28 protein-coding genes are annotated in these 25,763 nt (G+C 62.1%); 10 read left to right on the top strand and 18 right to left on the bottom strand.

The genetic code is table 11. From position 1 onward, the window contains the following. Positions 1 to 53: 53 nt before the first annotated feature. On the top strand, positions 54 to 719 hold the full coding sequence (locus ACIQTS_RS03650) for a GntR family transcriptional regulator (RefSeq protein ID WP_105656154.1): 666 nt from the start codon (positions 54 to 56) through the stop codon (positions 717 to 719). 39 nt (positions 720 to 758) lie between these two features. Here ACIQTS_RS03650 and ACIQTS_RS03655 read toward each other — a convergent pair whose 3' ends face one another. From ACIQTS_RS03655 to ACIQTS_RS03665, 3 genes are all read right to left on the bottom strand, one after another. After that, entirely contained in the window at positions 759 to 1,421 is a 663-nt protein-coding gene (locus tag ACIQTS_RS03655) for a GPP34 family phosphoprotein (RefSeq protein WP_359185219.1), read from the bottom strand. 60 nt (positions 1,422 to 1,481) lie between these two features. Next, positions 1,482 to 2,654, bottom strand: coding sequence for a hypothetical protein (locus ACIQTS_RS03660; protein WP_402471315.1), 1,173 nt, complete (start codon positions 2,652 to 2,654; stop codon positions 1,482 to 1,484). 78 nt (positions 2,655 to 2,732) lie between these two features. Continuing rightward, positions 2,733 to 3,470: a sulfite exporter TauE/SafE family protein gene (locus tag ACIQTS_RS03665; RefSeq protein WP_402471317.1), complete on the bottom strand. Its 738-nt coding sequence runs from the start codon at positions 3,468 to 3,470 to the stop codon at positions 2,733 to 2,735. Positions 3,471 to 3,571: 101 nt separating this feature from the next. Here ACIQTS_RS03665 and ACIQTS_RS03670 point away from each other — a divergent pair, with 101 nt between their 5' ends. Further along, complete coding sequence (locus tag ACIQTS_RS03670; protein WP_402471319.1) at positions 3,572 to 4,747, top strand: FAD-dependent oxidoreductase; 1,176 nt, start codon at positions 3,572 to 3,574, stop codon at positions 4,745 to 4,747. A gap of 4 nt (positions 4,748 to 4,751) precedes the next feature. Here ACIQTS_RS03670 and ACIQTS_RS03675 read toward each other — a convergent pair whose 3' ends face one another. Continuing rightward, positions 4,752 to 5,783, bottom strand: coding sequence for an agmatine/peptidylarginine deiminase (locus ACIQTS_RS03675; protein WP_402471321.1), 1,032 nt, complete (start codon positions 5,781 to 5,783; stop codon positions 4,752 to 4,754). Then, complete coding sequence (locus ACIQTS_RS03680) at positions 5,776 to 6,753, bottom strand: nitrilase-related carbon-nitrogen hydrolase (RefSeq protein WP_402471323.1); 978 nt, start codon at positions 6,751 to 6,753, stop codon at positions 5,776 to 5,778. The genes ACIQTS_RS03675 and ACIQTS_RS03680 overlap by 8 nt, the downstream gene beginning before the upstream one ends. Before the next feature lie 140 nt (positions 6,754 to 6,893). On the opposite strand from ACIQTS_RS03680, the gene ACIQTS_RS03685 reads away from it, so the two are divergent. After that, positions 6,894 to 7,499 carry a TetR/AcrR family transcriptional regulator gene (locus ACIQTS_RS03685; protein ID WP_402471325.1) on the top strand — a complete coding sequence of 202 codons (606 nt, stop codon included), beginning with the start codon at positions 6,894 to 6,896 and terminating at the stop codon, positions 7,497 to 7,499. Here ACIQTS_RS03685 and ACIQTS_RS03690 read toward each other — a convergent pair. The 7 genes from ACIQTS_RS03690 to glsA all read right to left on the bottom strand — a co-directional run bounded on the left by ACIQTS_RS03690 (position 7,496) and on the right by glsA (position 12,971). Then, positions 7,496 to 8,626, bottom strand: coding sequence for a signal peptidase I (locus ACIQTS_RS03690; RefSeq protein WP_402471327.1), 1,131 nt, complete (start codon positions 8,624 to 8,626; stop codon positions 7,496 to 7,498). The genes ACIQTS_RS03685 and ACIQTS_RS03690 overlap by 4 nt on opposite strands. A gap of 1 nt (position 8,627) precedes the next feature. Beyond that, entirely contained in the window at positions 8,628 to 9,203 is a 576-nt protein-coding gene (locus ACIQTS_RS03695) for a hypothetical protein (protein WP_332489202.1), read from the bottom strand. After that, positions 9,200 to 9,886, bottom strand: a complete 687-nt coding sequence (locus ACIQTS_RS03700; protein WP_402471330.1) for a hypothetical protein — start codon at positions 9,884 to 9,886, stop codon at positions 9,200 to 9,202. Before ACIQTS_RS03700 ends, ACIQTS_RS03695 begins: the two co-directional genes overlap by 4 nt. After that, positions 9,883 to 10,380 (bottom strand): signal peptidase I, encoded by a 498-nt coding sequence (locus ACIQTS_RS03705; RefSeq protein ID WP_402471332.1) that lies wholly within the window; start codon positions 10,378 to 10,380, stop codon positions 9,883 to 9,885. The genes ACIQTS_RS03700 and ACIQTS_RS03705 overlap by 4 nt, the downstream gene beginning before the upstream one ends. A 68-nt stretch (positions 10,381 to 10,448) precedes the next feature. Beyond that, complete coding sequence (locus ACIQTS_RS03710) at positions 10,449 to 11,024, bottom strand: hypothetical protein (protein ID WP_402471333.1); 576 nt, start codon at positions 11,022 to 11,024, stop codon at positions 10,449 to 10,451. Positions 11,025 to 11,049: 25 nt separating this feature from the next. Further along, positions 11,050 to 11,604, bottom strand: a complete 555-nt coding sequence (locus ACIQTS_RS03715; RefSeq protein WP_332489206.1) for an alternate-type signal peptide domain-containing protein — start codon at positions 11,602 to 11,604, stop codon at positions 11,050 to 11,052. Between the two features lie 338 nt (positions 11,605 to 11,942). Beyond that, positions 11,943 to 12,971, bottom strand: a complete 1,029-nt coding sequence (glsA, locus tag ACIQTS_RS03720) for a glutaminase A (RefSeq protein ID WP_105656141.1) — start codon at positions 12,969 to 12,971, stop codon at positions 11,943 to 11,945. Between the two features lie 244 nt (positions 12,972 to 13,215). Here glsA and ACIQTS_RS03725 point away from each other — a divergent pair, with 244 nt between their 5' ends. Together ACIQTS_RS03725 and ACIQTS_RS03730 are read left to right on the top strand one after the other, a co-directional pair. After that, positions 13,216 to 13,638: an acyl-CoA thioesterase gene (locus tag ACIQTS_RS03725; protein ID WP_105656140.1), complete on the top strand. Its 423-nt coding sequence runs from the start codon at positions 13,216 to 13,218 to the stop codon at positions 13,636 to 13,638. A gap of 198 nt (positions 13,639 to 13,836) precedes the next feature. Beyond that, the gene (locus ACIQTS_RS03730; protein ID WP_332489207.1) at positions 13,837 to 14,259 is read left to right on the top strand and encodes a VOC family protein; all 423 of its coding nucleotides are present in this window, start codon (positions 13,837 to 13,839) and stop codon (positions 14,257 to 14,259) included. Between the two features lie 12 nt (positions 14,260 to 14,271). Here the strand turns inward: ACIQTS_RS03730 and ACIQTS_RS03735 are convergent, their stop codons facing one another. Both ACIQTS_RS03735 and ACIQTS_RS03740 read right to left on the bottom strand, forming a co-directional pair. Then, positions 14,272 to 15,111, bottom strand: a complete 840-nt coding sequence (locus tag ACIQTS_RS03735; RefSeq protein WP_402471337.1) for an SGNH/GDSL hydrolase family protein — start codon at positions 15,109 to 15,111, stop codon at positions 14,272 to 14,274. Positions 15,112 to 15,182: 71 nt separating this feature from the next. Further along, positions 15,183 to 15,791 (bottom strand): GNAT family N-acetyltransferase, encoded by a 609-nt coding sequence (locus ACIQTS_RS03740; protein WP_332489208.1) that lies wholly within the window; start codon positions 15,789 to 15,791, stop codon positions 15,183 to 15,185. 125 nt (positions 15,792 to 15,916) lie between these two features. Here ACIQTS_RS03740 and ACIQTS_RS03745 point away from each other — a divergent pair, with 125 nt between their 5' ends. The 3 genes from ACIQTS_RS03745 to ACIQTS_RS03755 are packed head-to-tail and all read left to right on the top strand — an operon-like array spanning position 15,917 to position 18,746. Beyond that, positions 15,917 to 17,209 (top strand): sensor histidine kinase, encoded by a 1,293-nt coding sequence (locus ACIQTS_RS03745; RefSeq protein WP_402471339.1) that lies wholly within the window; start codon positions 15,917 to 15,919, stop codon positions 17,207 to 17,209. Continuing rightward, the gene (locus ACIQTS_RS03750; RefSeq protein ID WP_332727922.1) at positions 17,197 to 17,886 is read left to right on the top strand and encodes a response regulator transcription factor; all 690 of its coding nucleotides are present in this window, start codon (positions 17,197 to 17,199) and stop codon (positions 17,884 to 17,886) included. Before ACIQTS_RS03745 ends, ACIQTS_RS03750 begins: the two co-directional genes overlap by 13 nt. Beyond that, positions 17,883 to 18,746, top strand: coding sequence for a hypothetical protein (locus ACIQTS_RS03755; RefSeq protein ID WP_400341368.1), 864 nt, complete (start codon positions 17,883 to 17,885; stop codon positions 18,744 to 18,746). Before ACIQTS_RS03750 ends, ACIQTS_RS03755 begins: the two co-directional genes overlap by 4 nt. An 86-nt stretch (positions 18,747 to 18,832) precedes the next feature. Here the strand turns inward: ACIQTS_RS03755 and ACIQTS_RS03760 are convergent, their stop codons facing one another. The 3 genes from ACIQTS_RS03760 to ACIQTS_RS03770 form a co-directional block, all read right to left on the bottom strand. Next, positions 18,833 to 19,660: a PspA/IM30 family protein gene (locus tag ACIQTS_RS03760; protein WP_365942773.1), complete on the bottom strand. Its 828-nt coding sequence runs from the start codon at positions 19,658 to 19,660 to the stop codon at positions 18,833 to 18,835. Between the two features lie 84 nt (positions 19,661 to 19,744). Next, a complete protein-coding gene (locus tag ACIQTS_RS03765; protein ID WP_102599184.1) occupies positions 19,745 to 20,464 on the bottom strand; it encodes an AAA family ATPase in 720 nt (239 codons plus the stop codon). Positions 20,465 to 20,576: 112 nt separating this feature from the next. Then, the gene (locus ACIQTS_RS03770; protein ID WP_365942774.1) at positions 20,577 to 22,475 is read right to left on the bottom strand and encodes an FAD-dependent monooxygenase; all 1,899 of its coding nucleotides are present in this window, start codon (positions 22,473 to 22,475) and stop codon (positions 20,577 to 20,579) included. Between the two features lie 169 nt (positions 22,476 to 22,644). Between ACIQTS_RS03770 and ACIQTS_RS03775 the strand changes: the two genes are divergently transcribed. Continuing rightward, positions 22,645 to 23,310: a helix-turn-helix domain-containing protein gene (locus ACIQTS_RS03775; RefSeq protein WP_365942775.1), complete on the top strand. Its 666-nt coding sequence runs from the start codon at positions 22,645 to 22,647 to the stop codon at positions 23,308 to 23,310. 408 nt (positions 23,311 to 23,718) lie between these two features. Continuing rightward, positions 23,719 to 24,483: a DUF2786 domain-containing protein gene (locus ACIQTS_RS03780; RefSeq protein WP_402471345.1), complete on the top strand. Its 765-nt coding sequence runs from the start codon at positions 23,719 to 23,721 to the stop codon at positions 24,481 to 24,483. On the opposite strand, the gene ACIQTS_RS03785 is transcribed toward ACIQTS_RS03780, so the two are convergent. Continuing rightward, positions 24,480 to 25,727, bottom strand: coding sequence for a CynX/NimT family MFS transporter (locus ACIQTS_RS03785; protein WP_402472134.1), 1,248 nt, complete (start codon positions 25,725 to 25,727; stop codon positions 24,480 to 24,482). The genes ACIQTS_RS03780 and ACIQTS_RS03785 overlap by 4 nt on opposite strands. Between the last annotated feature and the right edge of the window lie 36 nt (positions 25,728 to 25,763).

A 25,763-nucleotide genomic window follows, 5' to 3' on the forward strand; every position in this document is an offset into this window, starting at 1 on the left:
ATGATTATTGTTATTAACATCAGATTTAATCGATCACGCATGAAGAGGTCATCTTGGCAAAGGCATCAGTTCATTCCCTGGAGGGTATCCGCCGAACCATCCTTGATGGCTTCTGGTCCCCCGGCGACCGCCTTCAACCAACCACTTTGGCAGAGCAGTTCGAGACCAGCACCACCGTGATCCGCGAATCGCTGACCCGGCTAGCGGGGGAAAACCTGGTGGTCATCCGTCCAAACCGCGGTTTCTTCGTGCCGGATCTGAACCTGCGCGAACTGGCGGATATCACCGAACTGCGGTGTTCCACCGAGGCACTGGCCGCCCGCTTGGCGGTGGAGCGCGGAGATGTCGCGTGGGAATCGAACTTGATCGCAGCCCACCACAAGCTTTCGCGCACCCCGCGGCGTTTGCCGGAGGAACCCGGCACCGTCAACCCCGCATGGTCCGAGGCGCACCGCGAATTCCACCATGCACTGCTGGTACCGTGCGATTGCCAGCCGATGCTCAAGCTCTCTGCCGACCTTTCGAACTTCACCGAGCTGTACCGCCGCTGGGCTGCCCCGTCGAAGGCCGCAGGCAAGCGCAACGTTGAAAAGGAGCACCAGGAAATCCTGGATGCCGCCTTGGATCGTAATGCAGCCCTGCTCGGTGAACTGCTCAATAGCCATTACCGTTCCACTATCCAGGTGGTCATGGATGCGGGATTGAGCACCCTGCGCTGAATCATCGCGCAGTAGTCTTTCCTTTCGAGCGCCGTCCAGCTATTTCTTGCCAGGCGCGGGCGGAATGACGCGCTGGGTAACGATGGCGGCGTTCATCGCTGCCACTGCCCGTTGCGCTGAATCGGCTGCCGGTGAATCCTGTGCGAGTTCCGCAATCCGGGACTGCGCTTGGCTTCCCGACATGGGTGCCAGCTCGTCTTCCAGCACATGGTTCACCAGACCTATCGCCTGCAAGATCGCGAGCACGGTGGTATCGCTGGTTCCCGGGATCTTCTGTCCGTGCAGGGCGCCTTGCAAATCGGTCCGGATCTGGCGCTGGATCTGCTGGTTGATGATGCGGACCCGTTGCTTGCCCAAGCCCAGCAGTGTGCGTTCGCCGTATTCGATAATCCCGGCCTTGGCCAAGGAATCGGTCAGCGAGCGGGCATCGCACAAGGAATTGATCTTCACCGCTTCGTCGAGGCTCAGATTGCCTCTCTTTTCCAGCTTTTCCAAAGGCGCGGCGAGAACTGGATCCGGGCAGGGGCCGGCACCGATGAGGTGGATCTGCCGATGCTGATCCTCGCTCAACGCCACACGCCCAGCGATCATCAAGTCGGTGATGATGGCAGCATTCATGCCGTATCCCGTAGCTGATACAACTGTCTCCGGCTTTTCGGAGTCATCGGCCATTAGCAAGTAGAGCTTTTCCGCAATCAACATATTTTCAGGCTACCGGCCTGCAGTGGCGAAATGCTTCAGCCTTCCGACGGATATTCAAGTTCAGCCGCCCTTGGCCGCGGACTTCTTCGCCTTGGCTACTTCGGAAGGCGAGTGGGTGGTTCGGGGTTCTGAACGGTCCTGGGTCATCGCCGAAGTCGTGCGGATGAACACCGAGATCCAGCTGAACATGATGGCCACGACCGAGAGCTCGAAACCGGTCAGGTTGTAGTAGGACCATTCGGTCCACAGCTGGAAGGCCGCCCAGATCGCGCCAATGGCCGCGTAGGACAGCATATGGAACACCGCAGGGTAGCCAGGCAGCAGCACGACGGTGCCCAGCAGCAAGAAGATCATGGCTGCCGAGACCATCTGCACGAAGGCCGAATGCACTTCCATGGCCACGTCGAAGGGAACCAAGCCAATGCCGATAATGCCCACCGAAACAATCAGCAAGCACCAGCGGACAAGCCACGGCCGCGGACGCACCATTCGTGCAATCCTGTATCTTTCCAGCGCCGGGCGGCAACGGTAGGACTGCGCCAGGCGGACCAGGTCGCGGGTCAGGAACTCGGTGAAGGCCGCCAGCACCAAACCGGAAATCACCAGGGTGAGGTTGAAGGTCCAGAAGGAGCCCATGCCGGCCTGGGTTGTTCCCAGCGAAGAGAACATGCTCTGCCACCAGCCTTGGTCTTCAGCCAGCAGCATGCTGATCAGCACGCCAGCGCCCATGAAGATGCCCAGCACCACGGAAAGTGATTCCGCGTTGATCCGCGCGGTTGCTTCCAAGGACAGGTAGGCGGAGATGCCCGTGGCGACGCTGACCGCCAACGCGCCTGCCAGCACATCCAGATGCAGCCCGTAGAAGGCCTGTTGGAACAAATGGAACACAACCAGCAGGATCATGACAGAACTGGCTACGTGCACCAATACGAGGCCCAGGGCCGTGACGATTTGGCGCCATTTGGGAATCTTCTTCAACCACGGTTCCCGTGCCCTCAGCATCGAACGGAAAGCATAGGCGCTGCTGGTTCCGGCCGAGACAGCACCGCAAGCGGCGGAGACGATGCCCACGGACAGATCGCCAAAGAGCGGCGGACGTTCACCGGCAAAGACAATGAGCCCCACAACCAACCCGAATAGGGAACAGAACAGGCCAGCCCACAGGGCACGGCGCTCAATGTCTAGTTCGCTGACTCGTTTGCTGAGAGTTACATCGGGATATTGGGAATGCACGGAGTACATTCTCTCATTTTCATTGAAAAACGTGTACCGCCCGCGGCGCCGCCGCACACCGCGCAGCAGCGCACTGCGCTAGTGGGAGGCCAAGTCGACCAAGCCGCTGGCCATCAGGCTCACGGCACCGCCGAAGGCAATCAGTATCACGAATGCGCGACTGAATTTTTGCGGGATCCTCGGAGCCAGGTAATTGCCCAGCAAGATGCCCAGCACCATCGCACCAAGACAGGCACCCCACTGCTGCCAATCCAGGTGAGGCATGCCGCCCTTGGCGGCCAGGGACGTCAGCGACAGCACCAGGAAGTAGAGCTGAACGGAGATGGCGAATTGCGCCTGCGGCCAGCGGCTGGCCACGGCGTATCCCGCGATGGCCGGGCCGGAGACACCGGCGGTCACCGACATGAAACCGGAAACTGCCCCGGCACCGACGGCCAATCCCTTGCTTTGGGCCATCGCGAGATCTCGAATCATGAAGCTCGAAACCAGTGCCAGGATCACCATGAACGATATGCCGATGGAAAGCCATGGACCCTCCAGCGAGTTCGCCAGCCAAGCTCCGGGAACGGTCATGAGCATGGCCGGTATGAGCATGAAGGCGACCTTCCGGTACTCGACCTGACGGAAGACCTGCGCAAAGATCAGCAAACTGCTGCAGGCGCCGAGCAGGTTGACCAGCATGACTCCATCATGGGGTCCCAAGACCATGACCAGGAAGGGCGAGGAGACCAGTGCGAACCCCATTCCGGAGATTCGTTGCGTGGAGGCGCCCACGAATACCGCGGCTGCCAAGCCGATTACCGCCACTAGTTGCACGCTGCCTCCGCTTTCCCGATTCCCATCCTCTATTACGTTAGTCCACGGCCAATGAGTCAATTGAATGGAGCCCGCTTCATTTGGAGTTTTACGCTGTAGAGGTGAGCAATGACGTAGATTTCCTGATTATCGGCGGCGGCGCGATGGGCTCGGCGGCCGCGTGGTCCCTGGCCTCTGCCGGGCACGAGGTGCTGCTGCTGGAACGCTTTGCCCCGGGCCATATGGAGGGCGCCTCGCACGGAGCAACCCGCAACTTCAATCCTGCTTACACCGAACCGGAGTATCTTCGCCTGTTGACGCGTTCCGATGCTTTGTGGGATTCGCTTTCCGAGCAAGCCGGCACTCCGCTGCTGGAGCGCACCGGATTGGTCAATCACGGAATCGTTGCCGAACAACGGGCAATGCACCAGAGCCTCGCCCACGCAGGATTCGGCAGCGAGCTGCTGAGCATCGCTGCGGCCGAAGAGCGTTTCGCGGGAATGAAGTTCGAGACCGAAGTCCTGCATATCCCCGCCGGCGGCCAGATCAATGCCGATCTTGCGGTAGCTTCGCTGCAGAAGCTGGCCGTCGCGCACGGGGCTGCCATGGAATACGGGCACCGGGTGACCGGATTGGAGGTGCTTGCCAATGACCGTGTCGAAGTGCAAGTCCAGCACCAGGGCACCATGTCGGCCATCCGTGCCCGCCATGCCATCGTCACCGCGGGGGCTTGGACCGGGCTGCTGCTGGGCGATGCGCTCAAGCTTCCTGCCATCCACGTCACCGAAGAGCACCCGGTGCATTTCGCGCAGAAGGACCTGCCGGCGCACTGGCCGGGGTTCAACCACACCCTGGATCCGGCACGGGATATCGGATCACGCGTCTTCGGGCCCATCTACGGCATGCGCACTCCGGGGGAAGGCATCAAGGTGGGCTGGCATGGTTCCGGACGGATCATCGATCCGGAGCACCGGCCGCACCAGGCCAGCGACGAACAGCTGCGCGGACTGCAGGACTACGCGGCACGCTGGCTTCCGGGTGCGGATCCTTCGCGCTACGAAACGGTGTCCTGCACCTACGCCAACACCGTCGACGAGCACTTCATCCTCGATTCGCTGGGGCCGGTCACCGTCGGCGCGGGATTCAGCGGCCACGGCTTCAAATTCGTGCCCGCCATCGGCGAATACCTGGCCGACCTGGCCCTGGGCCGGCGTGCGGCCGACCCCCTGTTTTCCGCGACTCGCACGGCGGCGAAACCGGTCTTCTTGGAACGTCGCCGCGCGGTCGGCCTGGGCTAGGCGCCTATCCCCGTTCGGTGGCGGGCAGCTGCTGGGTGATGCAGTGGATGCCGCCGCCGCGGGCGAACAGCTCGCGCGCATCCACGCTGGTCACTTCCCGTCCGGCATAGGCCGCAGCCAGGATGCTCGCGGCCTGGTGGTCGTTGGGATCATCGAAGCTGCAGGCGATGACCCCGCCGTTGGTCACCAGGTGGTTGATATAGGAATAGTCCACCCAGCCTTCGGCATCGCGCAGCACCGTCGGTGCCGGCACGGCAATGAGCTCCAGCACCCGTCCCTGCGCGTCGGTTGATTGCTCAAGCCGTTCGCGCACGGCCTGCGAAATCGCGTGGTCCGGGTGCCGCGGATCCTGCTGGTCGTGGTAGAGCACGACACCGGGCCGGGCGAAGCAGGCGACGATGTCCACGTGGCCACGCGTGCCGAATTCCTCGTTGTCGCGGCTCAGCCCGCGATCGAGCCAAATGGTCTTCCGGGTTCCGAGCAGCCGGGCGAACTCGTCCTCGATGTCCTTCTCGGTCTTGCCCGGGTTGCGCCCCGGATCCAGCTGGACGCTGCGCGTGGCCAGCACCGTTCCCTCGCCGTCCACGTGGATCCCGCCGCCCTCATTGGTGATCGACGCCCGGATCTCCTCTGCCCCGGCAAGGCGCGCGACATGGCCCGCCACCAGTCGGTCCTTGTCCCAGGATGCCCAGCTCTGCGCGCCCCAGCCGTTGAAGTTCCAGTTCACCGCCTTGAGCTGGCCTTGTGCGGTGCGCACGAAGCTCGGGCCGGAATCGCGCATCCAGGCATCGTCCAGCGGGTGCAGGCAGTAGGCGACCGCATCGCCCAGATGGCGCCGGGCTGCGGCTTCGCTGGCCGGGTCCACCACCATCGTGACCGGGGTGAAAGCGCTGACCGCCCGGGCCACGGCGCTCCAGGCGGCGCGGGCCGCTTCGGCCTGCGCTTCGGTTTCTCCCAGCGTGTAGCCGCCGGAGGGAAATGCCATGAAGATGCGCTCATGGGCTTCGGTTTCTGCCAGCATGCGCAACTCAGGCATGGGTCTGCGTCCGTTCTCCCAGCTGGGCGTTTTCGCGCGGCGCCGCCAGCGCCGCGTAGGTATCGGGACGGCGGGTGCGCAGGAATGGGAAGAGCGCCAGCCAGTCGCGCCGGGCGTCCAGGTCCAAGGTGGCCACGAGCACCGCTGAGGCATCGCGCGGGGCGCGGGCCAGGATGCGGCCGTAGGGGTCCGAGATGAATGACGAACCGTAGAAGTCCAGTGCTCCCTCGTCGCCCCACCGGTTGGGGACAACCATGAACAGCCCGTTGGCAATGCCGTTGCCGATGATGGTCTGGCGCCACAGCGGCTCGGTGTCGAAGTCCGGGTGGTCCGGCTCGGAACCGATTGCGGTGGGATAGGCCAGCAGGTCCGCTCCGGCCAGCGAATAGATGCGCGGCGGCTCGCTGAACCATTCATCCCAGCAGGTGGGCAGGCCCATGGCCAGGTCCCCGAGCGCCGCGATGCGGTGCACCGGATAGGGCTCGTCATTGGGCCCTTCGCGGAAGTACTTGTCCTCGTAGTAGCCTGCGGTCCGCGGAATATGCAGCTTGTTGGTCAGCGCGACGATCCGGCCCTGCGGGGAAAGAACCACTGCGGTGTTCAGTCCCAACCCGTCGGCGGCCGGAGCCTTGCGGAACAGCGAGATGTGCACGTGCAGGTTGTACTTCGCGGCCATCTCGCGGGCGAAGGCCACGGTCGGCCCGTGCTCCAGATCCTCGGCGGTCTCGTCCGCGGCGTCGGCGTCCGGGATCTCGAAGGCCGGATATTTGCCCAGGGTCAGTTCTGGGAGGAAGACAATGCGCGCGCCATGCTTGGCCGCGCGGGCAATGCCGTCTTCCAGTTCCCCGCGCAGTTCCCGCGGGTCTTCGCGCCAGCGGTGCTGCACCAGCGCAATGGTGATCTCGCCGCGCGACTTGGCTTCGGCACGCGCTGGGGAAACGGGTGGTTCAAGGGCCAGGATCTCTTGCATTGGGCTCCCCTTCGGATATTAAACGAATGGTATTCGTTTACAGATTAGGTCCAGCGGCGGCCTCGGCGCAAGAGATTTAACGAATGACTTTCGTTTATTTGTGTAAGCTCTACCCAGAACCTTCAACAACGGGAGAATTCATGGCCAGGCCTTCCAAGCCGAAGCTCAGCACCGCCGCAATCGCCGATGCCGCACTCAAGCTCGTCGACGCCCATGGCGAGTTCACGCTTCCGCAATTGGCCAAGGCCCTCTCGGTCTCCGCTTCGTCCCTGTACAACCACGTGTCCGGCAAGGATGAGATCATCGAGCTAATGAGAGGCCGGGCCATGTCGGCGATCAGCCTGCCAGATAACGCTTCCAGCGACTGGCAGGAGATCGTACGGCAAATTTCCACGTCCTACTGGGAGTCGTATTCAAGGCACCCACGGCTGATCCCGCTACTCACCAGCCACACAGTCCGCGACAACACCACGCTGCGCGTCTACGATGCACTGGCCGAGGCCTTCGCTATGGCCGGGTTCGAACCGAAGCGACGTCTGCAGGCCATCACGATCGTCGACTCCTTTGTGCTCGGATCCGCCTTGGACGCGGCGGCACCCGAGAATGTATGGGAAATCGACGGAGAGTCGACACGCGCTTTCAGCGAGTCACTGGCCACTGCCCTGGGCGACGAGGACCGGGCGTCAAAGACCTTTGCGGTGGGCCTTGATCTGATTATCAATGGTCTATATTCGCTGCCACACTAGTGCGGTTGGCAGGTTAAACGCTTGTTGATGCCCAGAAGTCCGGCGCTGCCATGAATTTGAGTAAAGCTCACGGGGGCTGAACTCCATGATCCGTAATTCGCCCTGATCGCCACCGTGAATTTTCTGTCGAAGCCTACGAGCAAATCCAGCAGGGCACCCAGTAGACCCTGGCTCGAAGACAGGGATGTCGTGTAGCTTCGCGTGTTGCCAGCAAGCGACTCTGTCTTTACCGTCGAGCTGCCATTGAGTTGTCCGGTGATGGTATAGGACGTTGGTTCTGGGCCGGAAACTGACCAATCGAATCGGATGGTTTGCTGGTCCCCGACATTGCCTGTGCATTTAGCGTTGGCTGGGGGCAGAGCCGTGAGCGCAGTAGCCGTGGCGGAAGCCGCCGCTTGGCTGGAGAAAGCTGCCTGGGTTTGTTCGATTTGAATCGGCAAAAGGCACAACGTGAGCATTGAAAACATGCCAGCCATCTGAATCAGGGTCCGTCGCCGAGATCGTTGCGGCATGGATTCCCGACTAGCTCCGGATACCCGAAATTCAGTGGCTTGATGCTCGCGACCAGCAAAAGGGCCTGGGTCCATTTCGGCCTCATTCACGCCCTGCCCGGATGAAAGTCGGCCGCTTCCACCATCCCTCTTGATGAACGCGACATAGAGCAGGTAGGCGCACAGCAGTCCGCCGAGAGAATAGGCCCATGGCTGGGACAGCCACGATACGACGTAGCCCAGGACCGGTACACTGGCCAGCAGCTTGTCGACGCTGTCCACCGCATACGGTTGCAGGTCCGCGACGGGATTGGCATCACCCTTGAGGATCAGCCCCTCGTCCGTCTTTTCGACAACCCGGTGCGTCACCCGCACTTCGTCACTGATCACCACCGAAACCACGTCGCCTATGGCGGCGTCCTCTACCGCGGTCGGAACAGCCAGACCCAGCGAACCAGTGGGGATGCCCGGTCCCATTGATCCCGAGGCGAAAACCAGGGGCTTGATCCCGAAAGCCAACGCCAGCACCGCCATGACCAGGCACAGGGTCCCGGCCGCGGCGCAGGCGTTCAGCACGAGGCGCTGGAACAGCGTCAGCGAAGATCCTGTGCGGGGTCCAGTTCGATTCAACTTCATCTCATGAACCCACCGTCGAGGTGAAGTCCAGGGTGATTGCCGTCGTGGCGCCCTGCAGGGTATTGGCCGCGGTTACTGGCAGCGAGTACTGCACGCACAGGGTTTCGCTGCTGCCGGCGGCCAAGGGCCTGGCGGCCGAGGCACTGCCGAACTGGGATCCAGCGTTCTTCGACAGCAGCGTGGTTCCGCCCGAGCAAGTAACGCTGGAGCCGGTGCCGCTGACCGTGGCGCCTGTTTTTACAACGATATTGAGTGCCGCCCCCAGCGCAGCGTTGCCCGATTCGGTGATTCTTCCGCCGAAAACATAGGGCGCCGAGATGGAACCGGTGTTCTTCACTGTCACGACGGATGCCGATGTCGAGCCCGGAAACAGGTTATTGCCGCTGATGGGCATCTGGTAGCTGGCCGAGGTTGCGCTGGTCGCAGTAGCTCCAACTCCCAGGGCAACGGTGGCCGTGCTGACGTTCGAGGTAGCTGTCGCTTGTCCGGTCCATGAGGCCAGCGTCGAGACGGTGCCGAATCCTACGAGGATGCCCAAGGACAGAATTGCCTTGATGCGCATTGAACGGTCGCTCATTCTTCCACTCCGTCCGTTTCAAGTTCCTTTTGTTTCCTGCGTTGCGCAGCAAGCAACGATAATCCCCCGATACCCGCGATGCCTGCCGCCGCAAGCAGCGCCGCACCGCGGAACCCGGTATCTCCGAGCCCATCATGCTGCTCGGGAGGATCCGATTGGGGCAGCTCTTCCCTCGGCGCATCACTGTCGGGCGAATCCCCTTCGTCAGGCGGCCGCGAAGAATCCGGAGCTTGCCCATCTCCGCCTGCTAATTCGACGGCGTCGATGCGCACCTGCAACGAAGGCACCTGCTGGTCCTCCGAATCATTTTTCGCCGACCAGGGCAGTCCGACCCTCAGTCCGAATTCCGCGGCTTTGTCAGGTTCCAACCGGACTACCGAGGCTCCGGCTGTTTCGAAATAGATCCGGGTTGACGCAGCGGGCTCGATCGTCCGGATGCGGACTTCGATATCCGACTCCCGGTCATTGCGAATCCACAAGGATCCTGTGGATTCAACGCCAGGCGCCAAGACCGGACCTCCTCCAAATACCTGCGGTGGGGCATCGGAATAGACCCGGCCGTCCAAGCTGTAGCTTAGGCCCTGGTCAGTTTCCGCGGCTGATGCGGGCAGTGCCAGGCCGAGTGCCGCACAGGGAATCACGGCCGTCATGGCCGCGCTGGCTGCAAGAAAACGGAGCTTCATCGCTGCCCTTTCCCCTGCCGTTCACGCCATGCCCCGCCGAACATCACCAGCGAATACACGATCAATCCGCTCGCTGCGATCCAGGTCAGCCACGTTCTCTGCTGGAGTGACAGCGCGCTGTTCACGTATCCCAGGAGCGGGACGGAATACCAGAGCTCGCCCCGGATCTGTTCGGGTTGCACCGGCTCGTCATCGGTATTGTTTGCATCCCCGCGGAAAATGAATTGTTCTTCCCCGCCCAGGCTCGCGCCGATAGCGGAAACACGGTGCGTAACGACTTCAGGCTCACCTGATTCCAGCTGGTAGGTGGCAACCTCGCCAATGCGAAGGTACTGCGGGTCAATCGGCTTCACCACTACCAAAGTACCGGGCGGCAAATGCGGCCGCATGGATCCGGTGAGCACGGTATACGCCGTCGCCCCGCCCAATTTCGGAACCACGATCATGACGGCAATCAGGGCAAGGACGATGAACAGCACGAGCCAGGAAAGCACCTGACCGCACCACCACCGGATCCCTGTGCGTTCCTGCTGTTCCCTGCGCCGGACGCGATTCCCAATTGTCATCGTTGCTGCCCCGCGAACCCCAGCTTGAGCGCTACTTTCCCGCCGGAAGCCGTTTGAGGTGCCCCGGAGGGAACCGAAACACGAATGCACAAGGCCTCATTCGCCATCGCCGGCGCTGCGCGCAGCACCCTGGCAGCTGCGAAGGAGGCGGTGGATCCCAGCGGCCCGGCATACAGCCGTTCCCCGGCCAACGGCTGGTCGGCTTCGCAGGCCGCTTGGTCCATGCCGGAATAGATGCTCAGTTGCAAAACGCTGGACAGGGCACGATCAGCGGCAGTCGGCGAAGCGGTCGCATTGACCGCCCCATCCAGCTGATAGGTCAAGTCCACAGTGCCAGCATTGCTGATCACCAGTGATGCTTGCGTAAACGCCCCGGGGATCAGCTCACTGCCGGACAGCTTCGCGAACTGGTGCTCGGTTTCGCCACCGGCCAGCAATGCCAGCGAACCGGTTTTCAAGGCTGGCGGATCCACCGTGCTTTCGGCGCGCCAAGTTGCGGCCGTGCTTTGCGCGCTGATACCCAGCAGCAAGAGCACAACCGCGACTATGGCGAACTTCAAGGGTTTGGGCATGCACCAGCCAATCCACGTTCCATGACTAAGCGCGGACTTGGTCCAAGGTCAGCGTCAGCGCTTCAAGATCCAGCGGCTGGTCGTAGGTCGACGGCGGGGTGTCCCCCACCGCTCCTTCGGCAAAGGTGACGGTGATCAGGAATGGAACTGAATAGGTGCCCGGATCGGCAAAGCTCAGTGTGCCGTCAGCTTCCTCCGTAATCCCCGGCGCCGATGCATCGACCTGCAGAGCGACGGTCACGTATCCTTCCAACGCTCCCAGCGCCGTAGCCGCCTGGTCGACGCTCAGCGATCCAGCAATGTTCTTGCCTTCGGCATCGATGGTGGCGGTCTGGCTGAACGCAACAACGTCCCCGGGAACGAGCTGCTGGGTTGCCGGGTCGAACGGCTCGGGCGCTTCCGGATTGCTGATGTCCTGCCAGCTGCCCTCCCCGTTGGTCGTCAAGTTCAGGTGGCCGGTTTCCACGGTGCCCGCGTCAATAGTCTGCTGCGCCTGCCAGCGCGCGATCGTTCCAGCGCCGCCGAGCAACAGCGCTCCGGCTGCAACAGCAGCAATGGTTGCTTTGGTTACTTTCTTCATGAATTACGCATCCTCAAAGTTTCAGGTGCCCCCAGTGACACACACTTTAAGTAAAGCTTGTTTAGTAGGTTTTACAACCCCCGGACGTCACATGTCGCTGCCGCCGGCCTGCACCGCCATAGGAAAGAATGCAACCGCCGCGGAAGCGCATTCTCATGGCGTCGAAGGTTTTGGCTAACCAGTAGCTGATCAGTACCTTTGCATGGTGCTTCCAACTCTCGAAACGATCCGGCGCCGAATGGCGAAAGATGGACGGCAAAGGCCATCCACCTGTCCATAAAAGTCTAGCTAGTTAGCGAATCAATCCGCCTTTTGGATAATGCGTGAAACGCCCGGGATCAGCTTTCCCGATCTGGCGCCGACGCAAACAGATTCAGGCCCATGGCACGCGAAAGCTGCCCGATGGCCAGCTGCGCGCGCACCGAGTTCCCGGCCATGTCCAAGGGCGGCGAGAACGCGCCAATGGCGCCCTTGCCCGGAGCTACCGCGACAATGCCGCCAGAAACCCCGGACTTAGCCGGAATCCCGATCTCGAACAGCCACTCGCCAGAACGCTCGTACAAGCCGTTGGAGGCCACGGTCGCCAGGGTATCGCGGCAAACGTCTGCATCGACGACGCGCTTTCCGGTCACCGGGTTCACTCCGCCATCGGCCAGCGTCGCGCCCATGACGGCAAGATCATGCGCGCTGATATTCAGCGAGCACTGCTTGGTGTACACATCAACGGCATCCGCAGGTTCGTTCTCCAGCCGCCCGTAGCTCTTGAGCAAATGACCCAGGGCCTTGTTGCGCTCGTTGGCCAGCGATTCGGAGTGGTAGACCTCGTCATCCAGGCTCAGCGCCCGGCCAGCAAAGGCGGAGAGCCCTTCCCGGACGTTCTCCCACTTCTTGGCAGCGGTCTTGCCGGGCATCATTGCTGTCGTGGCGATGGCGCCGGCATTGACCATGGGGTTCATCGGCAAGCCGTTGTTCAATTCGACGGCCATCACAGAGTTGAAAGACATGCCCGTATTGTTCACGCCGATGCGTTCGCGAACGACCTCGCGCCCATGCTCCTGCACCACCAGCGCGTAGACGAACATCTTGGAGATCGACTGGATCGAGAACAGGTGATCGCAATCGCCAACCATGTGGACAGAGCCGCCGACGTGGGACATGGCGATGCCAAAGAGATTGGGGTCCGCTTGGCCCAGGATCGGAATGTAGTGGGCAAGGAGCCCGTCGTCTGCATCCGCGTATCGCTCATGGGCTTCCTTGAGCAGGGAATCGATGCGATCATGTTCCAGCTCACCGGTAGAAACTTGCTGAACGACGTCGTCGAAATCGGTGGGAATAGTTTCGTTATTCCCTTCCGAAGGATAGGTCATCTTCACCTGCCTTTTAGTCCTGGGTCCGTTGATTCATGCTGCTTGATTTGACCTTATCAACAGCATTGCCGCTTAGCACCTTGGATACAGCCATCAGCAGGCAAGAAGCATTGGGCCAGTTCTCCCGGCACCCGCCCCAATCACGCGTCCACTTGGTATTCAATGCATGAATCGCATGTGTTTTCCCCTACATTGTGGAGCACCTTACAGCGCAATGCACCCGATCTGACTTAGCATTTTGTGTATGGCTAAGGGTATTACTTTTCATACGCGCAAGTGGGTTCGCCCAGAAGACTTGAACGCAAACGGCACGCTGTTCGGCGGCAGCCTGCTGCGCTGGATCGACGAAGAAGCTGCGATCTACTCGATCATCCAGCTGGGCAACAAGCACGTTGTCACCAAGTTCATGTCCGAGATCAACTTCATCGCCTCCGCAAAGGAAGGCGACCTGATCGAGATGGGCCTGACCGCTATCGACTTCGGCCGGACTTCGGTCACCCTGCGCGCTGAGGTGCGCAACATCTTCACCCAGGAATCGATCCTGACCATCGAGAAGATCGTCTTCGTGAACATCGGCGAAGATGGCAAGCCGGCGCCGCACGGCTACGACCACATCACCTACACCCGCGATCGCATCCCGCTGGAAATCACCAAGGCACTGATCTAGTCCCCGTTTGAATGCCCGAAGCCCTCAAGAATTCAAGGGTTTGGTTCAAGGCCCCGCACGGCCGCGCTTAACTGCGTGCCTTAGCGGGGCCTTGTTTCATTTCAAGGTTAATCCCGCATAGCTCTTGCGCTCGGTTCATGCGTCCAGCAAAGTTGTTTTTGCACTGAGGAATTCCCCCTACGCAGAAGCGAGAAACCCATGGGCCAGATGATTTTCGTCAACCTACCGACCGCCGATCTAGCCAGAGCCGACAAGTTCTACGAGGCCATGGGCTTCACCAAGAACACGACGTTCTCCGATGAAAATGCCACCTCATGGATCATCGCCGAGAACATTCTCGTGATGGTGCTGCGCCAAGAGTTCTTCGCAAGCTTCCTGGTCAACGGCGATAAGCCGGCGCTCGGAAGCGGCCTGCGGGAAACCCTCAATGCCCTCTCGGCAGAAACCCGCGAAGGCGTCGACGACTTCGTTGCGCGGGCCGAGGCCGGTGGCGGCAGCGTCTACCGCCCGGCAGATGAGCCATTCCCGGGCATGTACCAGGCAGCCGTCCAGGACCCGGATGGCCACGTCTGGGAAATCGCGTGGATGAGTCCAGAAGCAATGGAAAACCCAGGCAGCTAGGCAGCTAAGGAACTAGCCGACCTCGGAAATCCGCAGGTGCCGCAGCTCTTCTGCTTTGCGGCGCTTGCGGAACTGCTTCTTCATCCCCTTGGCCGGATGCATCGGCTCCGGCCAGCGGGGACGCAGCTGGTCCCCCAGGGTAATGCCGCGCATGCGCCGCCCGAACATCGGCAGCACCCACTGCCTCAGCCACTCCACGTCGCGCTGCGTGGCCTGCCAGAATCCGACCCGGTCCGCGGCGCCAAAGGGATCGAAAACCAGCTGGTGTGGATACCCGAGGATCTCCAGGATCCTGATGGCCATGTAGCGATGGCCGGCACGATTCATGTGCAACTTGTCGATATCCCACATGCGCTTATCCCGGTACGCCTCCCAATTCCAGTAGTCAACGAGCACTACTGAGTCCGGATAGCGTTCAGCGAGCCGGCGCACGTGGTCATTGAAGCGCCAGTTGCGCCGCTTGAACGGGGCGAGCACCGGGTGCACGGGGATATCGAACCCGGTGAACAGCAGGACCTTGGCACCCGTGGAAACCAGGGCTTCGACAGCCTGCGAGTATCGGGCAAGGAATTCCTTCATGTCCTTGCGGAATTCCAGGATGTCGTTGCCGCCGGCATAAAAGGTGATCACCTCCGGCCTGAGTTCCAGGGCTATGGGGATCTGCTCGTCGATAATCGACTGGAGCCGTCGGCTGCGGATTCCCAGGTTCACGTACTGCCACTCGGGATCCGCTTTGGATAGCTGCTTGGCCACGCGATCGGCCCATCCGCGTACCCCGTTGGGCAGCCTGGGTTCCCAGTCCCCCACACCTTCGGTAAAGGAATCCCCGATCGCCATAAACAGCCGTCCCATGCTACCGACGCTAGAAGCCGAAAGTGCATAGCATGAAGCTTGCGGTTGAATTTCTGGTAAACCCTGGCGGTTCAGAAAACCATGCGCATGATCAGCCGGGGCATCCTGCTGGCCTGGGCGTCGCTGACCCCGACGACCTCGAACCCGGCCTGCTCGAACATCTTCCTAGTTCCGACGAAGGCCATGGTCAGGTCCATCCGCCCTGCCGGATCCACTGGGTAGGCTTCGACCGCTGGCGCCCCGAGGTCCCGCGCATACTGCACTGCGCCTTGGACCATTTCCCGATTCACGCCCTGGCGGCGGTAGCCGCTGCGCACCACCATGCAGGTGATGCTCCAAGCCTCCAGATCATCCACGGGCCTGATGAGCTTGGACTTTTCCAGCAGTGGGATCCTCGATCGCGGAGCGATGCTGCACCAGCCTACCGGTTCCCCTGCGCGATAGGCGATCACTCCCGGGGCAATCGGCTCGGTGCTCAGCGAGCGCATGGCGGCGAACCGGTCCCCTGCACCTCGTTCCCTGATCTCGGCGGCACCGATCCGGTGCGACAAGCACCAGCAATGCTTCTGCCTCCGGCTCGGATTCACTACCGTCGCGAAGTCGTCCATGCGTTCTTCGGCCAGGGGCCTGATCTCGATGGGCGCTGTTCCTGCCGCCTGCGGATCCTGGTTCGTGTCCATCTGTCCATCCTGCGCTCCGAAAACCCAAAAGGGCACCCTGGGAGGCAAATTCTTCGGGTTTTCCATAATGAAGAACTCCGGCTCCCTCGGTGTTGGCGCTGACCTGCGCGCTCTAGTGTTGAGGTATGACTTCGACACCTAAGGTTCTACCGGGCACCGCACCTGCCCGTCCCCCACTGAGATTGGGCATGACGCTGCTGCATATGGCATTGTTCGGGTCTGCCGGCCTGATCCTGTTTTCGCTGCTGCTGGCCTGGCTCTCGCTAGGCGTCGCGCTGACCCCGATCCTCGGTTTGGGCCTGGTCGTCTTGGCCGGATTGGTCTATGCGCTTTTCGGCCTGGCCCGCTTCGAGCTGACTCGAATCAGCAACCTCTACGACATGGACGTCGCTCCGCTGACCTGGCGGCCACGCCGCCGTGAAGGCTTTGGCGAATACGTCCGTTCGCTCGGACGCAATGTGTCCAACGGACGCATGTGGGCGCTGCTGGGAAGCTTGCTCTTCTCCTGTCTCGCCGGTTCGCTGATGCTCACTGCCCTGCAAATGGCCGTGCGTTCGTCCATCGTTGCCTTCGCCCCGGTCTTGCGGGCAGATAATGCCGACCCGCTGGGAACCGTTCCCGGGCTGTGGGGCTTCCAGACCCCGGTAAGCCAGGCACCTTGGCTGGTGCTGGCGGCGCTGCTGGGAATAGCAGTGGTTATCGGCTTGGTTTTCTTGCACCGGATGGTCACCGTGGGAATCGTCGGCTCTATTGCCCGCGAGAGTGCACTGGTCGAACGCGTGCGCACGACCGCGGTGCAGCGCGAAGGAGCGGTGCGCGCCGCAGAGGTGGAGCGCACCCGCATCGAACGCGACCTGCACGATGGGGTCCAGCCCCGGCTGGTCTCCGTGGCCATGACCTTGGGGCTTGCGCACCAGCAGATCGACAGCGATCCGCGCCAGGCCAAGGAACTGGTGGCCGAAGCCCACGCTTCAACCAAGTCCGCGATTACCGAACTGCGCCAGCTCACCCGCGGAATCTACGCGTCGGTGCTCGATGACCGCGGACTGGATGCGGCGCTCTCGGCTATCGCAGGCCGCTCGCATATCCCGGTTGGCCTGGATATCCAGCTCAATGGGCGCTATCCGCGCGTGGCCGAAGCGGCGGTGTACTTCGCCATTGCCGAGGCGCTGACCAATGCGGCCAAGCATTCGCGGGCCCAGCGCTGCCAGATCACCGTGAGGGTCCGGGAGCATGAGGGCCGGCAGAGCCTGTGGGCCCGCATCGAGGACAACGGCACCGGCGGGGCGCGCATCACCCCCGGCGGAGGGCTGGATGGAATCAATAATCGGGTGCTCGCCGCCGGCGGCACCTTCAACCTGGACAGCCCCCAGGGCGGGCCAACTGCAGTGGAGGTGAACGTGCCATGCGCGTACTGATTTGCGAGGATTCGGTCCTGCTGCGTGAAGGGCTAGTCCGGTTGCTGGCCCACAGCGGCCACCATGTTGTCGCGGATTTGCCCGAAACCAGCGGGCTGATGGATTTCCTGGACAACTCGTCCGCCGATGATTTCCCGCAGATCTGCATCCTTGATGTCCGTCTCCCGCCGACCTACACGGATGAAGGCATCCGTGCGGCGCTGGAACTGCGCAAGAAGTATCCGGATCTGCCGGTGCTGGTGCTCTCCCAGTACGTCGAGGAGCGCTACGCCTCGGAACTGATTTCCACCCAGTCCGGAGCGATCGGCTACCTGCTCAAGGACCGTGTTGCGGATGTCAGCGAGTTCATTGCTTCGCTGGAGCAGATTGCAGGTGGTGGAACCGTCTTGGACCAGGAAGTGGTGGCACAGCTGTTGACTCGACGCAATCACGATGACCGCATGCAGAAGCTGACCGACCGGGAACGCACAGTCCTGGCCGCACTGGCCGAAGGAAAATCCAACCAGGCGATCGCCGCGCTGCTCTTCCTCTCGGAGGCCAGCGTAGAAAAGTACATCACTTCCATCTTCCAGAAACTCGGCTTGGAAGCCGACGGAACGGGCAACCGGCGCGTGCTGGCAGCCCTGGCTCATATTGAAACCCTGGGCACCAACCGCACAGACAGGACAGGATCATGACTACCACGCAAACCATGCCGCTACCGCCAAACCCACCGGCGCCACCCAACAACGGCAAGCCGCTGAATATCATCCTCGCGGTGCTCGGCGGGCTGGTCATTCTCACCTTGGTCATCGCCACGGCACGCAGCGCCTTCGCTTCGGTCTCCCGGGAGCATTCGGTCCACGAAGCAGAGGTCTCCGGGGTGACCGCCTTGGAAGTTTCGGCGAGCTCGGGACGCTTCGATCTGGTCTTTGCGGACACCGACAAGGCAACACTTGAAGTCAAAAGCGCCAAGTCCGCGAGCTGGAAGCTGCATCGGGAGCGCGATCGGCTCATCGTCGAAGCCCCGAATGCCTGGGACAACTTCTGCTTCTTCGGCTGCGGATTCGACGACAACGAGGCAACGCTGGTGCTTCCGCAATCCATGGACAACGGAAGGCTGGATGCGGACTTCGAGCTGTCCGCCGGATCCTTCAACGCAGTCGGCGCCTACAAGGACCTGGTGGTTGAAGTCGGTGCCGGGGAGCTGAACCTCACCGGCAGCGCGCACACCGCCGATATCGACTTGGGCGCAGGGGAAGCAACGGTGCGCCTGGACAATGTCCGAAGCGCCCGGTTTGATATCTCGGCCGGCGAACTCATTGGCGAACTCTCGGGCACGGCGCCCAAGAGCATCGAGGGCAGTGTCAGCGCCGGCTCGCTGGAGCTGGAACTGCCCGAGGCCACCTACGATCTGCGGCAGAATACGGCCGCCGGATCCGTCGAGAACCTGCTCGCCACCGATCCGAACTCCCCTAACAAGATCACGATCGATGTCTCCGCAGGCAGTGCCACCTTGCATCCAGCAGGCACCGCCCAGGAATCGGTTGGCCGCTAGACCCGGTTCCCACGAAAAAGGCAAAGCGTCCCTTCCCGGATCAGTAGTGATCCGGGAAGGGACGCTTTGGCGCTTGTGGCTAGGACCTAGGCCTGGTTCTTCTTCAAGGCAGCCAGGCGTGCTTCGATCTCGGAAACCTGCGGTGCGCCGGCTTCGATCTGCGCTGCGCCGTCGGCTTCCTCGAGGATGTCCTGCGGGGCGTTGCTGGCCTTCAAGGCTGCCAAGCGCGCATCGACTTCGGTCTCGGCACCGAGGTCTTCCAGCTGCGCGAACTGCGCATCCAGGGAAGAGGCCGCCAGTTCCTGCGCACCGCGGACCTTGGCTTCGTCCTGGCGGATCTGCTGCTCGAAGCGGCTGATCTCGCTGGTCGGGTCGTTGATGTCCAGGGCCTTGAGGGTGTCCATCATCTGGTTCTGGGTCTTGGCATTGCGCGCGCGGGCCACCAGCTCATCGCGCTTGGCCACCAGTTCCTGGCGCTTGGCCTGCATGGTGTTCAGACCGGTCTTCAGCTTGGCCACGACATCACGCTGGGTGGTGATCGTGGATCCCAGGTTCTTGGCGCGCTTCTCGGCATCCATCTGGCGCTGGATGGCCACCGTAGCCAGCTGGTTGAACTTCTGCTGGTTGGTGCTGTCACCGGCGGCAGAATATTCGTCAGCCTTGTTCGACGCGGCCAGCGCCTTGTTGCCCCAGTCCTTGGCTTCCTGCTGGAACTTGGCGTGGTCGTCCTCGGCCATGCGCAGGTTGCCGATGGTCTGGGCAACCGCCTGCTCGGCCTGGGCAATGTTGTTGGTGTATTCGCGAACCGACTGGTCCAGCATCTTCTTCGGATCCTCCAGAGCATCCAAAGCGGCGTTGGCGTTAGCCTTGCCGATACCGAACATTCGAGCCCAAATTGAGCGCTTCTTGGCCATAGTGCGTCCCTTCGTCTTCCGTTGCTTAAAGCTTAGGGGAATTAGCAGCGCCGCTCTAACCGAAGACCACGCTGCGTCGGCAATCTAGTCATTGAAATGGCGCAGGTACCGTCCCGGGGCATCCAGGAAAAGCCGCCAGTTCCGCACCATGTCCAACTCGTCGTAGTCCGATTCGCGGATGCCCCACTCCCCGATTTCATAGATCCGCGCCTCCGGCAAGGAAGCAAGAATTGGCGAGTGGGTGGAGAGAATTACCTGGGAACCGGAACGCAGCAGATCTGCAATATGCGAGAGCAGCATGAGGCAGCCATTGAAGGACAGCGCTGACTCGGCTTCGTCGAAAACCCACAACCCATTGACATACGAGCGCTCGGTGAAGAACTCGACGAAGGATTCGCCATGGCTCTGGAAATTGTGCTTTCCGCGCGAGCCGATGGAGCCCAGATAGGCGAAGTGCCCGTGCATGGTTTCCGCGCGCAAGAACACGCCGGCCTTGGACGCACCGGCTCCGCGTTCCAATTGCAGGTGCGAGGACAACCCGGATTCGGTGGGTTGGGTCTGGTGCATGCTGTTGCGGGTTCCGCCCTCGGCATTCAGCCCAAAGGCCGCTGCAATCGCCTCGACGAGCGTTGATTTTCCCGCGCCGTTCTCCCCCACCAGCACAGTCAGCTGGCCCAGTTCAAGGCCCTCGTCAAGCAGTTGCTGCACCGCCGGGATCTGGGCGGCCCAGTCGGAACGATCCATGGGTGCCTTGGGATGTTCGGTGATGCGGCGAACCGGCAGCGTGTCGAAAAGTGCGCTCATGCACCCGAGGCTACCAGCAGCGCGCGACAGCTTGGCGGCAGTTATGCAGGCTTGGCCCCTTGGCCGCACCCATGGTTCAGCAGGGTGCGGCCAAAAGAGCCAATAGGGTTTCCTAGCCGTTGACCGGAAGCATGTTCCCGGCGAAGAACGCGGCGATCTCCTCACGCGCATCCAGCGGGAAGATCCCGGCGACGTACTGATCCGGGCGAACCACCACGATGGCGCCGTTCTTGCTGATTTCGCGGTCGCGGAAGATGTCGCGGCCGTGGCCGGCTGCGAATACCTGGTTGATGTCGTGCAGGCCGTACGGGACCTTCAGCGGCTGGAAGGCCTTGGGCACATCATGCAGCTCGACCTGCGTATAGTCCTGCTGGTAGATGGCCTTGGTATCGAAAACGGCATCCTCGTCCCCGCCTGCCGGGGTGTACAGGTTGCGCGGCGATGCCGGATCGGCGCTCCACCAAGCGGCGAAGTCGGCCATTGCGGTGCCCTCCAGTGCCGGTGCAGCCGCATCGGCGAAGGCGTAGATGCGCCAGCGTCCGTCAGCCTCGTGGAAGTGGCCCAGGTGGCGCCAGCGGTTATCCGAACGGCGGATGACCTCGGCGGACTTGAAGCGCTTGCCCACCGGGAAGCCCGGGGCCAGATCCTGGTGCTCCAGGCCGGCGGTGATCAGCGATTGGGTGTACTGCGTCATGAACCCGGCAGGGAATTCCTGGGTCTTGGTGTAGTACTTCTCCAGCTCGTCAGGGTCTTCCCAATCGTCCACGGACTTGGCCATCAGGGTGGACCATTCCTTGTCGAAGTCAATCAGGTTCTGCGCGATGACCTTGCGTTCCCCGGCGTAGGTATCCAGCAGCGCATCCGGGGCGCGGCCTTCGAGCACGGCGGCCAGCTTCCAGCCCAGGTTGAAGCCGTCCTGGATGGACACGTTCATGCCCTGCCCGGCCTTGGCCGAGTGGGTGTGGCAGGCATCGCCCATGATGAAGGCGCGCGCGCAGCGGGTGCCGCGCTCCTCATCGGAGACGTCGTCGAAGCCGTCGGTGATGCGGTGGGCCACCTCGTAGACCGAGAACCAGGCGACGTTCTTCACGTCCATCGTGTACGGGTGGATGATGCGGTTGGCCGTGGCCACGATTTCCTCGACCGGGGTGTTGCGGATGGCCCCGGCATCCTCGGCGGTCAGCTCGCCCAGGTCCACGTAGAAGCGGACCAGATAGCCGCCCTCGCGCGGGATAAGCAGGATATTGCCCGCGTCATGGGACTGGATGGAGCATTTGACCTGGATGTCCGGGAAGTCGGTGTTGACCATGACGTCCATGACGCCCCAGGCATGCAGGGCCGCATCGCCGTGCAGCTTGTGGCCCAGCGAGCGGCGCACCTGGCTGCGCGCGCCGTCGCCGCCAACCAGGTACTTGGCCTTCACGGTGCGCTCTTCGCCAGTACGCGGCCCCGCCACGTACTTGATGCGCGCGGACACCGGGTATTCGGCGTCCGGGTCGATCTCGCAGCCGAGGTATTCCACGCCGTAGTCCGGGGTGATTTTGCCCGGCGCGCGTTCGGCGTCACGCAGGAAGTAGTCCAGGATGCGCGACTGGTTCACGTAGATGTGCGGGAACTCGCTCATTCCGGTGGAGTCGTCGGCAGCACGCGAATGGCGCTTGATGTTCGCCGGGTTCTCGGGGTCCGGGGTCCAGAAGCACATTTCGACATTGCGGTAGGCCTCTTCGACAACCTCGTTGGCGAAGCCGAAAGCCTGGAAGGTTTCCACCGAGCGGGCCTGGATGCCGTCGGCCTGGCCGACGTCGAGCCGGCCCGGGCGCATCTCGATGGCGCGGGCGTTGATGCTCGGGAAGCGCGAGAGCTGCGCGGTCACCACGGCGGCCGCCGGACCGGTTCCAACGATCAGCACATCCATTTCATCGGGAATTTGCTCGGCGCGGTCGATGCCGTAGCCGGCCGCTTCCTTGACCCGTGGATCCCCGGAAACGTATCCCCTGTGGTGAATCTGCATAATGTGGCTCCCCTATCGCTGTGCCGCTGAACTTCATTGTCTCTATAATTGCGACACTGTCCTAACTATAGAAACAATCGTAGCTTTCACGTAGGCTGTAGGCAAGACGTGGATCACACCGGGAACAGCGCGGCAGGCATCTGCGCAGGCCAGATGGAATGATTGGAACATGAGCAAAACCACCGAAGGCGGTTCGCAGACCCTGGGCCGCGGGCTAGAGGCACTGACCCTGATCGGGGAATCCGCGACGCCGCTGAGCGTCTCGGAACTCGCCGGACTGCTAGGCGTGCACCGCTCCATGGCCTACCGGCTGGTCAAGACCTTCGAGCAGTACGGATTCGTGGAACGCAATCCGGCAGGCGAGCTCGAATTGGGAGCCCGCCTGGGCGCGCTGGCGCGCAACGTCGCCAAGTCCCTGCAGGCCGCGGCCGCACCGCATCTGGCCACCGTCTCCGATGAGCTGCAGATGACGGCGCTGCTTGTCGTCTTCGATGGCGAGGCAGCCGTTACCCTGAGCACCGCAGAACCCCGGCTCGCCGATGCCACCGTGGCCCAGCGCCCGGGCACCCGCCATCCGATCGACAACGGCGCACCGGGACGGGTCATCCGTTCCATGCTCAATCCCCAGGAGCACCCGGCCAAGAACTTCGAATTCAGCCATGACGAAGTGATCCCGGGACTAACCTCGATTGCCGTTCCGCTGGTGCTCCCGCAGGGCAAGCCCGCGGCCATCGCCGTCATCTACCCGCCACTGGAACGCGATCGCAACCACATTGCAGCCGTGCTTACGGCCGCCTCGGCACGCATCTCGGCAAGCCTGGGCATCCGCTCGTGAGCGGTACCTGCCCGCACGCTGCGCTAGCTAGGCGGTGCAGGCCTCATTGGAGCACCCCGCATCACGCGGACGGTAGGTCTGGGTTCCTTCAACCTTCTCCCACACTATGTGGCGGTGCTGCCCGCAGCGATCGCATGAAGGAGCCAGGTACGTGGCCCGCTCTTCCATGGTGTATGCACGAAAATCACCCATCACAACCTCCGATGACCAGCCGCGAAGCGAAGTTCGCGGGCCTGCTGGACCTGCTTGGTGCCTTCACTCTACGCGCGGTTTGCACAACCGGCTAGGGTCCACTGGCGGCAGTTACCCACAGCCCCTCAAGCAGGGCTCTGCACCTCGTGGCAAACTAATGCAGAGAACCGGATATGACCGCTTCGCCACCGCCGGACCGCTAGCAAGGAAGAAGCCATGAGCACCTCTGAGCAAAAGCTGCAACGCTTGAAAGAACGCATTGCCCTATTGCTGAACAAGGCCGAGAACACCACTTTTCCGCACGAAGCGCAGGCCTTCCAGGAACATGCCGAACGGCTCATGGTGCGCTATGGCATCGGCCGTGCGGAACTGGATGCCGACTCGGCCCACCGGGGCAAGAAGAAGGAAGCCATTATCGAGGAGCACTTCGATATGCGCGGCGTCTACCGCCTGGGACAGCGCGATGGCCTGTCCGCTGTGGGCCGGGCCTTCCGCACGGTGTCCATGCTGCAAAGCAACTACTCGACCTCGTGCAGGCTGTACATCATCGGCCATGAATCGGATGTAGCTACCGTCAAGAATCTCTTCGCCTCCTTGGTTGTCCAGGCGACTGCTGCCATGGCCCACTGGTGGGCACAGGAGGGCAAGCTCTACGCGAATTGGTACACCGATTCCGAGAAAACCATTGAACGCCGCGAATTCCAGCGCAGCTTCTACCTGCAAGTCGCTTCGCGCATCGCCATCCTCTACCAGGAAGAAAGCGTGCACAGCGGCAGCGGGACCGAACTGGTCCTGGCTAGCCGCAAGGAACAGGTCGACGAATTCGTCAGCAGCCAATATCCGTTCCTGCGCCGCAGCAGGAACCGCGCCGCAGCCGGAAGCGCCAATGCCTCATTGGCCGGACGGGTCGCAGGAAGCCAGGCAGATCTCGGTTTCGACAAGCACGTCGACTCAGCCGCGACCGGCGAAGTCGCCAGCTAGCGCACTTGCTCTAGTTGCGTGTCCTCGATGTAGCGCGGACGCCCGGCCATGATGCCGACCAGGGTCTGGAAAACGATCAAGCCGGCAATTAGCCACATTGGCGCAACCCATGAACCCGAAGTTTCGTGCAGCACCCCGACCAGGAACGGACCGGGGAACGCCAGCAGATAGCCCGCAGACTGGCCGAAGGTGGAGAGCTTCGAGACACCCGCGGCGGTGCGGGCCTTCAAGCCGATCATGGTCAAGGCCAGCGGGAAGTTCGACCCGCAAATGCCCAGCAGCACCGACCACAGCACCGCTCCCTGGACCGGAGCAAGCAGCATGCCGATGATCGCGATGATGCCCACGGCACCGTTGAAGATCACCAGTGGCGCCTGGTTCGAGAATTTGGCAGCGAGCGCCGGCATCACGAAGGACAAAGGCACGCCCACACCCAGCAGGATCGCCAGCAGGGATCCAGCGAATGCCGGCGAGACTCCCAAGTCGATGAAGATCTTGGGCAGCCACCCCATGAAGATATAAGCCACGGCGGACTGCCCGCCGAAGAACAACGCCACCCACCATGCGGTGGCGTTCTTGCTCATCGGCCCGATGTCGGCCGCATCATTTGAGTTACTGGCAAGATGCTGCTGCTGGGCTGCGATTTGGTTGCGCATCCCGAAGTACACCAAAAGCCACAGCACCAGCGCCAGCAAGGCCAGAATTGCCCAGAATCCCAAGCCCACGCGCCAGTTTCCGCCGAGCATCTGATTCACCGGCACGGCGACCCCCGCAACTCCGGAAGCACCCAAGGCAACCGCCGTAGTGTAGGCGCCGGTGACAATCCCGATCTTTCCCGGGAACCAGCGCTTGACCAGTACCGGCATGAGAATGTTGCCCACCGCGATGCCCGCAAGGGCCAATGCGGTGCACAGCAGGAAGAATCCGGTCCCCGGAGCCACCGCGCGCAGGGCAATGCCCAACAGGACAGCACCCATGGCTGAGGCCACCACTAGTTCCGGTCCGCGCTTCCCGGCCAGCCGCGGCGCCAAGGGACCCAGCAGCGCGAAGCACAGTGGAGGGATGCCGGTGATCATTCCGGCCACGAAGCCATTCATCTGCAGGTCGCCAATCACCAGATCAAGCAGGGACCCCAAGGAGGTGACGGCAGGACGCAGGTTCAGCGAGGCCAGGATGATGGCAAGGATCAGCAGTGCGCCAGAGCCCTTGGACAGGGTGGCGCGGTTTTTCGGGAAGTCAGGCATGGTATCCACAGACTATCTGCTTCAAAACCCGGTTCC

It is taken from the genome of Glutamicibacter sp. NPDC090743, from assembly GCF_044769125.1.
GTDB lineage: Bacteria > Actinomycetota > Actinomycetes > Actinomycetales > Micrococcaceae > Glutamicibacter.

What these genes read in the sequence shown, in the direction of transcription:
- ACIQTS_RS03715 (WP_332489206.1), bottom strand. Translation starts at nt 11,604, where the DNA reads ATGAAGAAAGTAACCAAAGCAACCATTGCTGCTGTTGCAGCCGGAGCG.
- ACIQTS_RS03680 (WP_402471323.1), bottom strand. Translation starts at nt 6,753, where the DNA reads ATGCAAGAGATCCTGGCCCTTGAACCACCCGTTTCCCCAGCGCGTGCC.
- ACIQTS_RS03740 (WP_332489208.1), bottom strand. Translation starts at nt 15,791, where the DNA reads ATGGACACGAACCAGGATCCGCAGGCGGCAGGAACAGCGCCCATCGAG.
- ACIQTS_RS03735 (WP_402471337.1), bottom strand. Translation starts at nt 15,111, where the DNA reads ATGGGACGGCTGTTTATGGCGATCGGGGATTCCTTTACCGAAGGTGTG.
- ACIQTS_RS03755 (WP_400341368.1), top strand. Translation starts at nt 17,883, where the DNA reads ATGACTACCACGCAAACCATGCCGCTACCGCCAAACCCACCGGCGCCA.
- ACIQTS_RS03775 (WP_365942775.1), top strand. Translation starts at nt 22,645, where the DNA reads ATGAGCAAAACCACCGAAGGCGGTTCGCAGACCCTGGGCCGCGGGCTA.
- glsA (WP_105656141.1), bottom strand. Translation starts at nt 12,971, where the DNA reads ATGACCTATCCTTCGGAAGGGAATAACGAAACTATTCCCACCGATTTC.
- ACIQTS_RS03725 (WP_105656140.1), top strand. Translation starts at nt 13,216, where the DNA reads ATGGCTAAGGGTATTACTTTTCATACGCGCAAGTGGGTTCGCCCAGAA.
- ACIQTS_RS03730 (WP_332489207.1), top strand. Translation starts at nt 13,837, where the DNA reads ATGGGCCAGATGATTTTCGTCAACCTACCGACCGCCGATCTAGCCAGA.
- ACIQTS_RS03760 (WP_365942773.1), bottom strand. Translation starts at nt 19,660, where the DNA reads ATGGCCAAGAAGCGCTCAATTTGGGCTCGAATGTTCGGTATCGGCAAG.
- ACIQTS_RS03785 (WP_402472134.1), bottom strand. Translation starts at nt 25,727, where the DNA reads ATGCCTGACTTCCCGAAAAACCGCGCCACCCTGTCCAAGGGCTCTGGC.
- ACIQTS_RS03685 (WP_402471325.1), top strand. Translation starts at nt 6,894, where the DNA reads ATGGCCAGGCCTTCCAAGCCGAAGCTCAGCACCGCCGCAATCGCCGAT.
- ACIQTS_RS03700 (WP_402471330.1), bottom strand. Translation starts at nt 9,886, where the DNA reads ATGAAGCTCCGTTTTCTTGCAGCCAGCGCGGCCATGACGGCCGTGATT.
- ACIQTS_RS03690 (WP_402471327.1), bottom strand. Translation starts at nt 8,626, where the DNA reads ATGAAGTTGAATCGAACTGGACCCCGCACAGGATCTTCGCTGACGCTG.
- ACIQTS_RS03675 (WP_402471321.1), bottom strand. Translation starts at nt 5,783, where the DNA reads ATGCCTGAGTTGCGCATGCTGGCAGAAACCGAAGCCCATGAGCGCATC.
- ACIQTS_RS03655 (WP_359185219.1), bottom strand. Translation starts at nt 1,421, where the DNA reads ATGTTGATTGCGGAAAAGCTCTACTTGCTAATGGCCGATGACTCCGAA.
- ACIQTS_RS03710 (WP_402471333.1), bottom strand. Translation starts at nt 11,024, where the DNA reads ATGCCCAAACCCTTGAAGTTCGCCATAGTCGCGGTTGTGCTCTTGCTG.
- ACIQTS_RS03780 (WP_402471345.1), top strand. Translation starts at nt 23,719, where the DNA reads ATGAGCACCTCTGAGCAAAAGCTGCAACGCTTGAAAGAACGCATTGCC.
- ACIQTS_RS03765 (WP_102599184.1), bottom strand. Translation starts at nt 20,464, where the DNA reads ATGAGCGCACTTTTCGACACGCTGCCGGTTCGCCGCATCACCGAACAT.
- ACIQTS_RS03770 (WP_365942774.1), bottom strand. Translation starts at nt 22,475, where the DNA reads ATGCAGATTCACCACAGGGGATACGTTTCCGGGGATCCACGGGTCAAG.
- ACIQTS_RS03750 (WP_332727922.1), top strand. Translation starts at nt 17,197, where the DNA reads ATGCGCGTACTGATTTGCGAGGATTCGGTCCTGCTGCGTGAAGGGCTA.
- ACIQTS_RS03745 (WP_402471339.1), top strand. Translation starts at nt 15,917, where the DNA reads ATGACTTCGACACCTAAGGTTCTACCGGGCACCGCACCTGCCCGTCCC.
- ACIQTS_RS03695 (WP_332489202.1), bottom strand. Translation starts at nt 9,203, where the DNA reads ATGAGCGACCGTTCAATGCGCATCAAGGCAATTCTGTCCTTGGGCATC.